Annotated in this window: 11 protein-coding genes; 5 read left to right on the plus strand and 6 right to left on the minus strand. The window is 71.4% G+C overall.

Annotation, left to right across the window (positions count from 1 at the left end):
* Positions 1 to 10: 10 nt before the first annotated feature.
* From ENE75_RS15845 to ENE75_RS15870, 6 genes are all read right to left on the minus strand, one after another.
* The gene (locus ENE75_RS15845) at positions 11 to 1189 is read right to left on the minus strand and encodes an efflux RND transporter periplasmic adaptor subunit (protein ID WP_128199303.1); all 1179 of its coding nucleotides are present in this window, start codon (positions 1187 to 1189) and stop codon (positions 11 to 13) included.
* 199 nt (positions 1190 to 1388) lie between these two features.
* Positions 1389 to 2420, minus strand: a complete 1032-nt coding sequence (locus tag ENE75_RS15850) for an EAL domain-containing protein (protein ID WP_128199304.1) — start codon at positions 2418 to 2420, stop codon at positions 1389 to 1391.
* A 36-nt stretch (positions 2421 to 2456) separates the two neighbouring features.
* On the minus strand, positions 2457 to 3638 hold the full coding sequence (locus ENE75_RS15855) for an MFS transporter (RefSeq protein WP_233259117.1): 1182 nt from the start codon (positions 3636 to 3638) through the stop codon (positions 2457 to 2459).
* The gene (gene aroC / locus ENE75_RS15860) at positions 3635 to 4741 is read right to left on the minus strand and encodes a chorismate synthase (RefSeq protein WP_128199305.1); all 1107 of its coding nucleotides are present in this window, start codon (positions 4739 to 4741) and stop codon (positions 3635 to 3637) included. Before aroC ends, ENE75_RS15855 begins: the two co-directional genes overlap by 4 nt.
* A 61-nt stretch (positions 4742 to 4802) precedes the next feature.
* Positions 4803 to 6881 carry a sensor domain-containing diguanylate cyclase gene (locus ENE75_RS15865; protein ID WP_128199306.1) on the minus strand — a complete coding sequence of 693 codons (2079 nt, stop codon included), beginning with the start codon at positions 6879 to 6881 and terminating at the stop codon, positions 4803 to 4805.
* A 427-nt stretch (positions 6882 to 7308) separates the two neighbouring features.
* Positions 7309 to 8553 carry a hypothetical protein gene (locus ENE75_RS15870; protein WP_128199307.1) on the minus strand — a complete coding sequence of 415 codons (1245 nt, stop codon included), beginning with the start codon at positions 8551 to 8553 and terminating at the stop codon, positions 7309 to 7311.
* A 32-nt stretch (positions 8554 to 8585) separates the two neighbouring features.
* Between ENE75_RS15870 and ENE75_RS24870 the strand changes: the two genes are divergently transcribed.
* The 5 genes from ENE75_RS24870 (at position 8586) to ENE75_RS15895 (ending at position 12804) form a co-directional block, all read left to right on the plus strand.
* Positions 8586 to 9671 (plus strand): hypothetical protein, encoded by a 1086-nt coding sequence (locus ENE75_RS24870; RefSeq protein WP_158288970.1) that lies wholly within the window; start codon positions 8586 to 8588, stop codon positions 9669 to 9671.
* Entirely contained in the window at positions 9668 to 10666 is a 999-nt protein-coding gene (locus tag ENE75_RS15880; protein ID WP_128199308.1) for a helix-turn-helix transcriptional regulator, read from the plus strand. The genes ENE75_RS24870 and ENE75_RS15880 overlap by 4 nt, the downstream gene beginning before the upstream one ends.
* A 665-nt stretch (positions 10667 to 11331) precedes the next feature.
* Entirely contained in the window at positions 11332 to 11580 is a 249-nt protein-coding gene (locus tag ENE75_RS15885; protein ID WP_128199309.1) for a DUF2188 domain-containing protein, read from the plus strand.
* A 184-nt stretch (positions 11581 to 11764) separates the two neighbouring features.
* The gene (locus tag ENE75_RS15890; protein ID WP_128199310.1) at positions 11765 to 12232 is read left to right on the plus strand and encodes a helix-turn-helix domain-containing protein; all 468 of its coding nucleotides are present in this window, start codon (positions 11765 to 11767) and stop codon (positions 12230 to 12232) included.
* Positions 12229 to 12804, plus strand: a complete 576-nt coding sequence (locus tag ENE75_RS15895) for a PIN domain-containing protein (RefSeq protein ID WP_128199311.1) — start codon at positions 12229 to 12231, stop codon at positions 12802 to 12804. Before ENE75_RS15890 ends, ENE75_RS15895 begins: the two co-directional genes overlap by 4 nt.
* Positions 12805 to 12809 lie beyond the last annotated feature (5 nt).

Genomic DNA, 12809 nt, shown 5'->3' on the forward strand with positions numbered 1-12809 from the left:
GCGCGGCTCCTTACTGCAGGCGCGCCGGCGCCGACGCCGACGTCGACGCCACCGCGGCCGCCTGCTCGGCACTCACCGACGCCAGCCGGCCTTCGCTGAGCCCGTCGAAGCGCGCCGCGACGACGACACTGTCGACGGTCACGCCGTCGAGCACCTCGACGCGGCCGGTGGCCTCGTCGAGCCGCCCCAGCCGCACCGCACGGCGGGCCAGCTTGCCGCCGTCGATGAGCCAGACCTGGTCCTGCCCGGCCGACTGGCTGACCGCCGTGGCCGGCACCGACAGGCGGTCGCGGTCATCGGGCAGCACGGCGGTGGCCGCGGCGTACTGGCCGGCGCGCAGGCGCTCGTCGGCGTTGGGCAGTTCGATGGTGACGCCGATGGCCCGCGTGCCCGGCTCGGCGGCTGGCGCAATGCGCGCGATGCGGCCCGACACGGGGCTGTCCACCCCCTCCACCTGCACCTGCACCGGCATGCCGGCCGACAGGCGGGCCACCTCATGGGTGCCGACGCTGCCGGCCAGTTCAAGCCGGCGCAGGTCGACGATGGTGAGCACCGGCTGGTCGGGCGTCACCTTCTCGCCCGGCAGCACTTGGCGTTTGGCCACGATGCCGTCGATGGGGGCCAGCAGGGTGGCGTCGCGCAGCGCCACCCGGGTGGCCGCGGCCGACGCCTGGGCCGCGTCGAGCTGCGCGCGCGCCGTCTCCAGCGCCGCGCGCGAGCCGTCGAGTGCCGCGCCGGAGATGAACTGCTGGCCGGCGAGCCGCTCGTTCTGCGCATGCGTGCGCTGGGCCTGGGCCAGCGTGGCGCGGGCGGCGGCCACGTTGGCCTCGCGCTCGGCGACACGGCTGCTCACGTCGGCGAGGTCGATGCGGCCCACGGCCTGGCCGGCACGGACGCGGTCGCCCTCGGCCACCGCCAGCGTGGTGAGCGTACCGGCGGCACGCGCACGCAGCGTGGCCGTGCCCGGCGCCACCAGCGGGCCGGAGAAGGCCACGCGGCCGGGCATCGGTGCCGATTGCGGGCGCACCACCTCGCGGGCGGTGAAGGTCAATGGCGGCGGCGCCTTCTCGGCATTGCCGTCCGGCCCGGCTCCGCCGCGCGCAGGGATGGCGCCACTGACGAAGGCCACGCCCGCACCGACGACCAGCACTGCGGCCAGCCCTCCACCGATGAGCCACTTCTTCTGCATGTGTCGTCCTCTTCGGGCCCTGGCGCGCCTGAGGCAGGCTCACGTGGGCCACGTGTGTTCTGAAGTGGGGGCAGTGTAGGAGCCCCCTTCCGGCGGCAACAGAGGGGCTGCGACGAACTGCAGATGGCAGGGGTCGGGCTGCGCCGCGGTGCGACCGGGCCTGTACAGGTGCATCCGGCGTGAACGCCGGAAGACCGCCTCAGGCGGCGCGGACCGTCGACGACGTCGACCAGCCGCTGGCCGCGTCGGACGCTTCCCGCCAGGGGCCGCAGACCTCGCCGACGCCGAGGTCGCAGCCCAGGACCGCGAGCGCGAGCACCTGGCTGTCCTGCGTGATGCCTTCGGCCAGTGTCGACATGCCCATCGACGCGGCCAGCTTCGCCGTCGACTCCACCACCCAGCGTTGCGGGGTGGTGGGGCCGGCACGCTCGACGAAGGACGGTGCGAGGCAGACGGTGCGCACCGGGAGACGGTCCAGGTGCGTGAGCGATGCGCTGCCGGCGCCGAAGGCATCGACCGCCAGCGTGACGCCCTGCGCCTGCAGGTCCAGCACCGCCTGCGGCAGCCTGGCCTGGCGCCCCTGCGCCTGCAACGGCACGCGCAGCACCAGGCACGATGGGTCCAGCCCGGCGTCGGCCAGGGCCTGCGTCAGGCGCGACCCGAACGTCGGCAGCGCGCCCCAGGCGGCCGGCAGGCGCAGCCACATGGTGGCGCCACCACGTTCGCGGAGGTCGGGCAGCCAGCGTGCGAACTGAGGCAGCGCGGTGCCCAGCCAGGCGTCCAGCAGGGCCGCTGCCGTGTCGGGGGCCAGGGTCTGTGGCCAGGCCAGCGGCGGCAGGAGTTCACCCCCTGGCAGGCGCCAGCGCAGTTCGGCCTCGATGCCACGCAGGTGCAGCTCCGGCAGGCTGCGCAACGGGCGGAAGAACAGCGTCGTGTCCACCACGGACGCCAGGGGCGACGTGGGGACGTCCATCCCCGGCACCGGCGGCGCGCCGGCGGCAGGCTCGCCGTCGGGTACTGCAGGCGACATCCGCGCCCGCCAGGCCAGCCCGGCCACGGCAAAGGCCGCGGTCAGCGCGGCTGCCGTCGGGCCGATCCACACGGCGGCCGCGGCCACGCCGGTGACCGCCAACGCAGCGGCGACCCAGGGCACCTGCCCGTTCGCGGCCGCCCGCTGCGCGGGCGCCTGCGGAGCAGCCGTCGAGCGGGAACCTGGCGCGTGCATGTCCATGCTCGGCGTATCGGCCGGCAGCGCGGAATCTGTAGGTCAGGAGGCTGTCGGCTCCTGGGCCAGCGCCCGCTCGGCCCGGCGCAGAGCCGCCCAGGCCAGCATCGCCACGCCGGCCGCGGCCCAGAACACGGCGGTGAACCCGAACCGTTCACCGATCCAGCCCCCTGCCACGCCGCCCAGCACGCCCGGCAGGCCATAGCCCAGCACCGAGTACAGCGCCTGCCCGCGCCCGCGCAGCCGGCCGGGGAAGAAGCGGTGGACCATGGCGATGCAGGCGGCGTGCTGGGCGGCGAAACTGACGGCGTGCAGCGTCTGCGCCAGCAGCAGCAGCGCCAGCGACCCGCCGAAGGCCGCCGTCAGCGCGAAACGCAGGGCCGCCACGACGGCGGCCAGCTGCAGCCAGCCGATCGGGCTCAGGCGGTCGAAGATCCGACCCTGGGCCCAGAAGAACACGATCTCCACGCCCACCGCCACACCCCAGGCCAGGCCGACGACACCGCTGCCATGCCCCTGCTCGTTGAGGTAGAGGGAGAAGAAGGCGTACAGCGCGGTGTGCGCCAGCACGGTGAGCGACACCCCGCCGAAGAACCAGGCCACCGCCGGCCGCCGCAGCACGCTGCGCACCGGCGGCGCAGGCGTGTCGTCGGCATTGACGGCGGCGGCCTCGGGCAGACGCAGCGTGGCCCACCACAGCAGCACGAAGGCGGCCAGCACCAGCATCGCGAAGTGGCGGATGCCCCAGCGTTCGAAGACCGCGCCAGCGGCTGCCACCGACACCACGAAGCCCAGCGACCCCCACAGGCGCACGCGCCCGTAGCGCGCGTAGTCCAGCAGACCACCACGCTGCAATTGCTGCGACAGCGCCGCCTCCGACAGCGGCACCACGCCGCCGTTGGCCAGGAACAGCAGCACCGCAAAGACCGGCAGCGCCGCTGGATCGGGCCACAGCCACAGGCCGCCGGCCGCCGCCACCGACAGCCCTGCCGCCCAGCGCACGCCGCGGCTGCGCTGCCCGCTGCGGTCGCCGAACCAGCCCCAGCCGTAGGGCGCGACCACGCGCGTCCAGCTGATGGCCGACGCGATGGCGCCGATGGCGAGCGTGGAGTAGCCCAGCTCCTTGAACCACAGCGGCGCGTAGGGGTTGTAGAGCCCGATCGCCGCGAAGTAGCAGAACCAGACCGCGGAGAAGGCGCCGAGCGATGCCGGCGCGGCGCTCACGATCCGGGCGCCTGCGCCGGGATGGGCGGCAGCGGCAGCGCCACGTCGCCGCACTGCGCACGGTGGCGCAGCACGTGGTCCATCACCACCAGCGCCAGCATGGCCTCGGCGATGGGCGTGGCGCGGATGCCGACGCAGGGGTCGTGGCGGCCCAGGGTCTCGATGACGGTGGGGTGGCCGGCGCGGTCGATCGACGGCTTGGGCACGCGGATCGAACTGGTGGGCTTGATCGCCAGGCGAACGACCAGGTCCTGCCCGGTGCTGATGCCACCCAGCACGCCGCCGGCGTGGTTGCTGGCGAAGCCCTGCGGGGTGAGCCCGTCGCCGTGTTCGCTGCCGCGCTGGGCGACGACGCCGAAGCCGTCGCCGATCTCCACGCCCTTGACGGCGTTGATGCCCATCATCGCGTAGGCGATGTCGGCGTCGAGCTTGTCGAACAGCGGCTCGCCCAGGCCCACCGGCACGCCGGCGGCACGCACCTCGATGCGGGCGCCGCAGCTGTCGCCGGCGCGGCGCAGCTGGTCCATGTACGCCTCGAGCTGCGGCACGATGCCGGCGTTGGGCGCGTAGAACGGGTTCAGCGGGATCTGGGCCGCGTCGTCGAACGGGATCTCGATGGGGCCCAGGGCACTCATCCAGCCGGTGAACGTGGTGCCATGGCCTTCGCGCAGCCACTTCTTCGCCACCGCGCCGGCGGCCACCATGGGCGCCGTCAGCCGGGCGCTGCTGCGGCCGCCGCCGCGCGGGTCGCGGTGACCGTACTTGCGCCAGTAGGTGTAGTCGGCATGCCCGGGACGGAAGGTGTCGAGCAGGTTGCCGTAGTCCTTGCTGCGCTGGTCGGTGTTGCGGATCAGCAGCGCGATCGGCGTGCCGGTGGTCAGGCCCTCGTGCACGCCGGAGAGGATCTCCACCGCGTCGGGTTCGTTGCGCTGGGTGACGTGGCGGCTGGTGCCGGGGCGGCGGCGGTCGAGCTCCGGCTGGATGTCGGACTCGGACAGCGCCAGCCCGGGCGGGCAGCCGTCGATCACGCAGCCGATGGCCGGGCCGTGGCTCTCGCCGAAGTTGGTGACACGGAACAGATCGCCGAAGGTGGAGCCAGCCATCGTCCGGATTGTAGGAGCGCGCCTGTCGGCCGCTGCATCGGCCGCGGCAGCTGCCGCTGCGTCAGCGCCCGCCCTGCATCACCTTGAGTTCCGGTCGCGCCAGGCGCACGCGGCCCCGTCCCTGGCGTTTGGCCTCGTAGCAGGCGGCGTCGGCCTGGGCCATCCACTGCGCGGCGCTCTCGTGGTGCTCGCCCAGTTCGGCCACGCCCAGGCTGGCACCGACGCGCAGCGTGTGGGCCTCCCAGGTGAGCGCGAGGTCGGCGATGGCCTCGCGCACCTTCTCGGCCACGCCCAGCGCCCGCTCGTGGGGGCAGTGCGGCAGCAGCAGCGCGAACTCGTCGCCGCCCAGGCGCACGACGATGTCGGTGGCGCGCACGCGCGAGCCGATGGCCTGCGCCACCGCCACCAGCATCGCGTCGCCCGCGGCGTGGCCGGCGGTGTCGTTGATCGGCTTGAAGTGGTCGAGGTCGATCATCACCAGTGACGCCGGCCGCGAGCCGGGCTGGGCATCGAACAGCGCCTGCAGCGCGCCTTCGAAGCCCTGGCGATTGACCACCCCGGTCAGCGCATCGTGGTGGGCGGCATGCTCGAGCTGGCGCCGTGCGGCCACCTGCTCACTGACGTCGTTGAGGCTCCAGATCGTGCCGGCGGCCGGGTCTTCGGGCGCCACCGGCCGCGCGCGCAGCAGGCCCCAGAAGCGGGAGCCGTCCGCGCGCAGCATGGGCCACTCCCCGCTGTAGGGCTGGCCGCTGGCGAAAGCGGCCGCTACCATCGGCCCCAGCGCGGCGTAGTCCTCGTTGGAGGCGAAGATCGTCTGTGTGCGCTGGCCGAGGATGTCGTCCTGGTGGCGCCCAAGCAGGCGGCACAGCTCCTCGCTGACCAGTTCGAAGCTCTGGTTGCGGGTGAAGGCCAGGCCCACCGGTGCCGCGGCCATCACCGACCCCAGCTTCTGCAGCACCTGGGCGTTGAAGGACTCCATCTGCGTGCGCTCGGCCCACAGGTGGTGCAGGGTGCGGGCCAGGCGGCCGATCTCGCCGTCGGCCTGCGGCCAGTCGCCGCGGGTCTCGCCGGCCAGCATGGCACGGGCGTGGCGCTCCAGGCGATGCAGCGGCCTCAGCTGCCAGCGCAGGAAGGCGCCCAGCACCAGCGTGAAGCCGCAGGCCACCATGGCCGCCTCGAGCAGCACCCAGTGCCGAGCCTGATGCAACGGCGCCAGCAGCTCGGCACGCGTCGTGTTGGTCCAGACCAGCCAGCCATGGCCAGGCACCGTGGCCACGGCATGCAGGGTTGCCCCGTCGCCCCAGGCCACGGGCGCACGGGACGACCCGGTCTGCTGCAGGTGCTGCCACGCCGCCGACAGGCCGGCGTCGTCGACCATGCTGCCCGCCACGCGTTCGCGGGTGGCGTGTGCCAGCAGGCGGCCGGCGCCGTCGGTGAGGAACCAGCCCTCGCCCTGCAATGACGAAGGCAGTGCCTGCAGCGACGCCCAAATGTCCCGGCTGGCCAGACGCAGCGTGCCACCGATCACGCCGACGACCTGACCTTCCCGGTGAACCGGATGCACCAGCACCACCACGGGCTCGCCGGAGATGCGCCCCCGCAGCGGCGGGCTGAGCATCGGACGTCCGGTGTCCACGGCCTGCTGCACCACCGCCAGGTCGTCGGCTTGCGTCTCCAGACGGCGCGTGCCGGCTGTATCCGCGTACGCCCAGTTGCCCCGCCCCGGCACACCGGCAAAGACGCTGGACATCGGGGACTGCGGCAGGACCTCACGAGCCAGCGTGGCGGCCAGCCGGTCCTGGTCGTTCCAGGCGGACGCCGGCACGCTGCCGGCGAAGCGAGACAACTGATCGAACATGCGGTCCAGGCCCTGTCCGACCTGCTCCGCGGCGTGCGACACCTCGGCGGCGCTGCGCGCCTGCGCCTGCGCCAGGATCCCCTGCTCCACGTGGTACGCCATCAGCGCGGTCACGCCCAGCAGGGACAGCAGCAGCGCCGCCAGGCTCCCGACCATCAGGCGCAGCTTCAGCGACCCGAGCCACGGCGGCATCTGCCAGCCGGTCAGCGCCAGACGCAGCCGCTGCCATCGTGTCGATGCGGGCGCGGGTGCGCTGTCGTCGAAGAAGAGATCGGCGTCCATGTCCGACGGTTTTCGCCGTCTGACTGGGAGACTTTAGGTTTGCCGTGTTGCGAATCACCCGTGTGCGCACTTGTTCGCAGCAATGGCGACCGTGCCGACCGGTGGCGGAGCCCATCCCGAGCAGCCGCCGCGCCCGTGGGGCGCAGAAGGAAGCAAGAGGTTGCCGGAGTCTGGGTGGTCGGCGTTGTTCGCGGCCCCGCCTTGGCGCCATCCGGCGCCTCAGGCAGGAGCATGGCCGAGGGCGATGGCCCAAGTTCTCCCCATTTGCCATCGTGCCCCGCCCTGACAAGGGCCACGGCCCACCCGGCCGCCCGACATGGCGAAGGAGGCCTCGGGTGCGCCGGGAGGCCCGCCGAAGGAAATCTGCGAACCGCTCGTTGCCGAGCCTCGATAGGCGGCACGACAGTCCCGCCAATCGCCGTGGATCTCAGCGCAGCCAGGCCACGCCCGCCGCGGTGGCGGCGCCCCGCATCCGGATGCCGCTCCGGACGGGCGTCGGCAGTGCGGACGGAGAGGCCACGGCGGGCACCGACCGCTGATCGGTCGCGAGATCCAGCCCCTCGCCAGACGACGCGGCCCGTCCAGCCGTCTCCAGCGCCCAGCCCTCGGTGGCCTGGTCGAGCGGCAGGCACCGCCAGCCCGACGGCGCCAGCCGATGGGCCACCAGCCTCTCGACGATGCGCTCGCACTGTGCCGAGGTGAGCGCCGCGGCCACCGCCTGCCAGCGGCGCAGGATGGCCGGCTCGGCCCAGGCGGCCTCCATCGCGCGCTGCACGGCCGCCGGCCGGGCGCCCGTGCCCGCCGAGATGCGCCGCGACAGCAGGCTGACCATCAGCATCAGCACCGGCGTGCGCAGGGCGGGCGGGAACAGCGCGGCCAAGCGGTCGGCACGCGCCGGCTGGCCGGGCTGCATGAAGCGCAGCGTCAGCAGGATCTGCAGCACCTGGGCCGGGTTGAGCACGCGCAGCCGTGCCGGCGGCAGCACCAGCAGCGGCAATGCCGCGGCCTGGGCGTGCGGCAGCGGGGTGCAGAAGCTCATCAGCACCGCCAGTCGCGACCACTGGTGCGCGGTGAGGCCGTCGATCTCGCCCAGGCCACCGCGCTCGATCTGGCGGGCGAAGCCGACGGCGTCCTCCCAGTCGTACTCGGACTTGGCTCTGTTCGCGTGCGTACTCATGACCGCCAGGTTGCCCACGGCGTAACCGGCCCGGTTGTTGACGCGGTCCACCGACGCATCGCTGCCGGTGCCGGTGCCCTGCGTCAGCAACCCGCCGGTGATCGGGCACACTGGCACGGCAATGCGCTTGAGGAAGGCCGGCGTCACGCCGACCGGCTCGAAGGCCTTGCCGCGCAGCCAGGCGCCCAGGCGCAGCTGCAGCCACTTGCGCACCTGGGGCGTGGCCTGGAGGGTGCGGGTGCCGAAGACGGCCTGACCGGCTTCCCAGCCCTGGCGCACCGGGTTGCCGGCGTGCAGGTGGTCGGCCGGTGGCACCAGGCGGTGGTGGGCGTGGTCCCAGCCGATCTCGAAGCCGGTGCGGTCGGCATCGGATCCGGGTCGGTCCAGCATCGGCTGGGCGACGACGGCGGGGCGGCGGGCGAGGACTGCGGTGGCGCACAAGGCTGGACTCCGGTGGTTGTCGGCGGGCACCGTGCCCACCGTCGAGATCAGCATGAGGGCTCACTGGCTCATAGCGTGAGCCAGTGGTGCGCGATGATCGGGGCATCGACACGATCGAGAGCCACACCATGGACTGGTTCGAGCGGCTGACAGGCTTCCGGGAAGCCGGGTACGAGGACACGCGCCGCCGTCTGGTCGTCGACGGCACGTGCCTGGTCTCGACGGTCAACGGCCGACGCATGGGCATCGGCACGCTCACGCTGCCGTCGCTGGCCGAGCTGCGAGACCAGGTACGGCGCACCAGGCCCTCGCCCGGGCGCCTCGCCGTGCGATCCGTCGTCGGCGATGTCCGGCAGCTGCACCGCGACCCGGCGCTGCGCGGTGCGCTGTTCCAGGTGGCCAGCCAGTTCAACCTGCTGGAGATGGTCGGGCCGGACGTCACGCCGGAGCACGGGGTGACGATCTACGAGCACGACCGGACGCAAGGCCCGGCCTGCGCCATCGCCGCCGGCGCTGCGACGATCTACCGGAACCACTTCGTGCCGGTGCCCGCGGCCGGCGGCCACCCGCCCAGGACGGGTCAGACCGCCGAGCACCAGCTGGACGGCCTGGCCGACCTGGGCGCGGCGCTGGCCGGGATCACCGGGCTGGCGGCCGAAGCCCTGTGGACCATGCGCAATGGCTACGCGATGTGCACGCTGCAGGGCCTGCAGGCGATCGGCGACGCGCTGGCGACGTGCGGTGAGCCGAAGCGCGACGAACTCAGAGCCCGGTTGCGGATCGGCTTGCACCGCGACGTGGAGGTCACCGACGCCCCTCTGGGCGACACCCCGGGCGACCCGATGCAGGTGTCGCAGGTCTTCTGCTCGGCGTTGCCGGTGGCCTACGGGCGCCTGCCCCGTCCCGTGTGGCAGCCACTGGCCCAGCTGGTGCTGGAGGCGGCGTACGAGGCGACGCTGCAGGCCGCGGTGCTCGGCGCGTCGCAGGGCGGCAGCCGCGTGGTGCTGCTCACGCGGCTGGGTGGCGGGGCCTTCGGCAATCACGACGCGTGGATCGACGCGGCGCTGCGGCGGGCCCTGGATCTCCACCGCCACCATGACCTGGACGTGCGGCTGGTGAGTTACGACCGGGCCGATGCCTCGTCCTTGGCCATCGAGAGGGACTACGCATGACGCGCACCGCACGGCTGTACCGCATCGAGCGCCTGATCAAGGCCAAGGGCGAGATGAGTTTCCGGGGGCTGATCGACGAGCTGGAGATCTCGCCGGCGACGCTCAAGCGCGATCTGGCCTACCTGCGCGACCAGCTCGGCGCGCCGATCGAATACGACCGCCACGCCAATGCCTACCGGTTCGTCACCGAGACACGCGGGCCGCGGCACGAGCTGCCGGGCCTGTGGTTCGACGAGAAGGAGCTCTACAGCCTGCTGATGGCGCACCAGTTGCTCAGCGAGCTGGACGGTGAAGGTGTGCTGAGCCGGCATCTCCAGCCGCTGCTGGAGCGCATCCACGGCATGCTGGGGAACACGGAGGCCGAGGCGAAGACGATCGTGCAGCGTGTGAGGATCATCAGCGCCGGGCGCCGGCCGGTGTCGTCACGGTGCTTCGAACTGGTGGGCGAGGCGCTGGTCAAGCGCAGGCGGCTGCAGCTGCGCTACCTGACGCGAGGCCGGGGCGAAGTCACCGAGCGGGAGGTCTCACCCCAGCGCCTGGTGCACTACCGCAACACCTGGTACCTGGACGCCTGGTGCCATCGCTCGGACGGGCTGCGGCGCTTTGCACTGGACGCGGTGGAAGGTGCCACGCTGCTGGAGACGACCTCACGGGATGTCGCGAAGAAGCAGTTGGAGGCCGAGATGGACGGCGGCTACGGCATCTATGCCGGCAGCCAGCTGAAGTGGGCGACGATCCGGTTCGCGCCGCAGGCCGCTGCCTGGGTCAGCTGCGAGCAGTGGCACGCGGCCCAGGCGGGCCGCTGGTTGCCCGATGGCAGCTACGAACTGCGCGTGCCGTTCGCCACGGACACCGAGATCGCCATGGACATCATGCGGCACGGCAGCCAGGTGCTGGCCATCGAGCCCGCATCGCTCCGGGAAGCCGTGCTGCAGGCGCACGACGCCGCATCGAGGCAGCTGCGCGGCAGCGCGCTCGGCAAGGGGGTGGCCTGAGGCAATGGTGGCGACCATGCCGCAGCTTCGGCATGGCGCCGGCGTGGTGCGCCACTGAAGGCCAACGGGCCCTTGCGGGTCCGCGAAACGTCGACGAAACGCAAACAGCGGCGGTCTCGCATGCCCGGGTCACCTGAAGGTGCGCACCGCGCCGCATCGGGTTCTGCTGATCAGACCCGCACCCCCAGGATGGCCCCGAACACGACACCGAACCGAAGGCCATCGACCGGACAAGCTGCGACGCAGCAAGCAAAGAACCCCAGTCGAATCAACGAACCGGGGTTCTGATCGGGACCGCGCGGGACGCTGTGGAGCGTCCCTGGCAGGTGTCACATGTGGTCGATCATCACATGGAAATCGCGCCTAAGTCCGCGTCGCATAACGTTCCGGCCCCGCTGGCACCCTCCATCTCCCGTCAAAGGACCCTCCATCGGAAATCCTCCAACTTTCATGGGTGGGGCCAGATGCACGCTTGTCACTTGGCCGAACACTGAGCAGGATCGCCTCCAATGTAGCAGCAAGGACCCTGCGGTGAAACCTCTCGCGGGCTGCCGTCGCAACGGTCATCGCCCACCTGGCAATCGAAGCTCAAGCGCCGGTCTCTTGAGCGGTTGACTGTTCTTTTATACAGTCTTGAGGCTACCAGCTTCAGATTGGATTACGCGATGAGCAAACCTCAGGACCGCACTGTCTCTCGACGGGACGATGGCACTTGGCAGAACAAGAGGCAGGACGCGGAACGCGCTTCCTCGGTCCACACCACCCAAGCGGAGGCCCAGGAGGCGGCCCGGCGCATGCTGGGCAACCAGGGCGGTGGCGAACTGACGACGATGGGCGTCAAGGGCAAGATCGTCAGCAAGGACACGATCAAGCCCGGCAACGACCCCAATCCGCCGCGCGACACCGAACACTGATCCGTCGTCGTCGATGGCGCTTGGCGGTTCGGGCGGAAGCCCACGCCGACCTCCGCTACACGACGGCCTTTGGATTGCTGGGCGACACCAAGCAGGATCCAGACGACGCGGCGTCGTTTCGTTTGTTGCGATTTTCGTTTGTTTCGATTAAGATCCTGGCACCGACCTTGATCCGGAACACGCCATGACCCGCGCCCAAGCCCTGGAAACCGCACTGCCTGTCGAGCGCGAAGTTGCCGCGGCAGTGGAGAGCCAGCGTGCCCTGGCCGCCTTCCTGAGCACGCAGTTCGAGACCCAGCGCATCCAGATCTTCGACGCGAAGAACCAGGCCCACCAGGTCGAACTGCCCACGTCCGCCCTCCGCTTGCTGGTCGACGTCCTGTCGGAGTTGGCCGAAGGCAATGCGGTCAAGGTCGTGCCGATCCATGCCGAGCTGACGACACAGGAGGCCGCTGACATGTTGAACGTGTCCCGCCCCCATCTCGTCAAGCTGTTGGAGAGCGGTGCTTTGGCCTTTCACAAAGCCGGCAAGCATCGGCGCATCCGCTTCGTGGACCTGATGGCCTTCAAGACCGAACAGGATCGTGCGAGTGCGCAGGCGATGGAGGCGCTCGCGAAGCAGGCACAGGAACTTCAACTGGGCTACGAGTGAGGAGTTCGCCGTTCACCGCGGTCTACGACGCCTGCGTGCTGTATCCGGCGCCGCTGCGCGATTTCCTCATGTGGCTGGCCCTGTCCGGGCGCTTTCGTGCGCGCTGGAGCGCCCAGATCCACGATGAGTGGAAGCGGAACCTGATCAAGAACCGGCCCGACATCACGGCCGAGCAACTTGATCGCACTGCTGACCTGATGGACTTGGCGATCCCTGACGGGCGGGTGACCGGGCACGAGGTCTTGATTGAAGGTCTGACCCTTCCCGACTCTGGGGACCGGCATGTCCTCGCTGCAGCCATCCGCTGTCACGCCAGCGTGATCGTGACCTTCAACGAGCGCGACTTCCCGGCCGACGTACTGGGTGCTTTCGGTCTGGAGGCCCAACACCCGGATCTGTTCGTAGAGAACCTCTTCGATCTCGACCCGGCCGCGGTGGTCGCCGCTGCACAGCGGCAGCGACAGCAGTTGAAGAACCCGCCGATCGACGTCGATCGCTACCTCGACATCCTGCTTCGGCAGGGCCTCACGCAGACGGTGAAGGGCCTCGCCGGGTTTCGAGGCGTGCTGTGATCAGC

The organism is Rubrivivax albus (assembly GCF_004016515.1).
Classification (GTDB): Bacteria; Pseudomonadota; Gammaproteobacteria; order Burkholderiales; family Burkholderiaceae_C; genus Rubrivivax; species Rubrivivax albus.

What these genes read in the sequence shown, in the direction of transcription:
- ENE75_RS15845 (WP_128199303.1), bottom strand. Translation starts at nt 1,189, where the DNA reads ATGCAGAAGAAGTGGCTCATCGGTGGAGGGCTGGCCGCAGTGCTGGTC.
- aroC (WP_128199305.1), bottom strand. Translation starts at nt 4,741, where the DNA reads ATGGCTGGCTCCACCTTCGGCGATCTGTTCCGTGTCACCAACTTCGGC.
- ENE75_RS15885 (WP_128199309.1), top strand. Translation starts at nt 11,332, where the DNA reads ATGAGCAAACCTCAGGACCGCACTGTCTCTCGACGGGACGATGGCACT.
- ENE75_RS15870 (WP_128199307.1), bottom strand. Translation starts at nt 8,553, where the DNA reads ATGCTGATCTCGACGGTGGGCACGGTGCCCGCCGACAACCACCGGAGT.
- ENE75_RS15865 (WP_128199306.1), bottom strand. Translation starts at nt 6,881, where the DNA reads ATGGACGCCGATCTCTTCTTCGACGACAGCGCACCCGCGCCCGCATCG.
- ENE75_RS15850 (WP_128199304.1), bottom strand. Translation starts at nt 2,420, where the DNA reads ATGGACATGCACGCGCCAGGTTCCCGCTCGACGGCTGCTCCGCAGGCG.
- ENE75_RS15890 (WP_128199310.1), top strand. Translation starts at nt 11,765, where the DNA reads ATGACCCGCGCCCAAGCCCTGGAAACCGCACTGCCTGTCGAGCGCGAA.
- ENE75_RS15880 (WP_128199308.1), top strand. Translation starts at nt 9,668, where the DNA reads ATGACGCGCACCGCACGGCTGTACCGCATCGAGCGCCTGATCAAGGCC.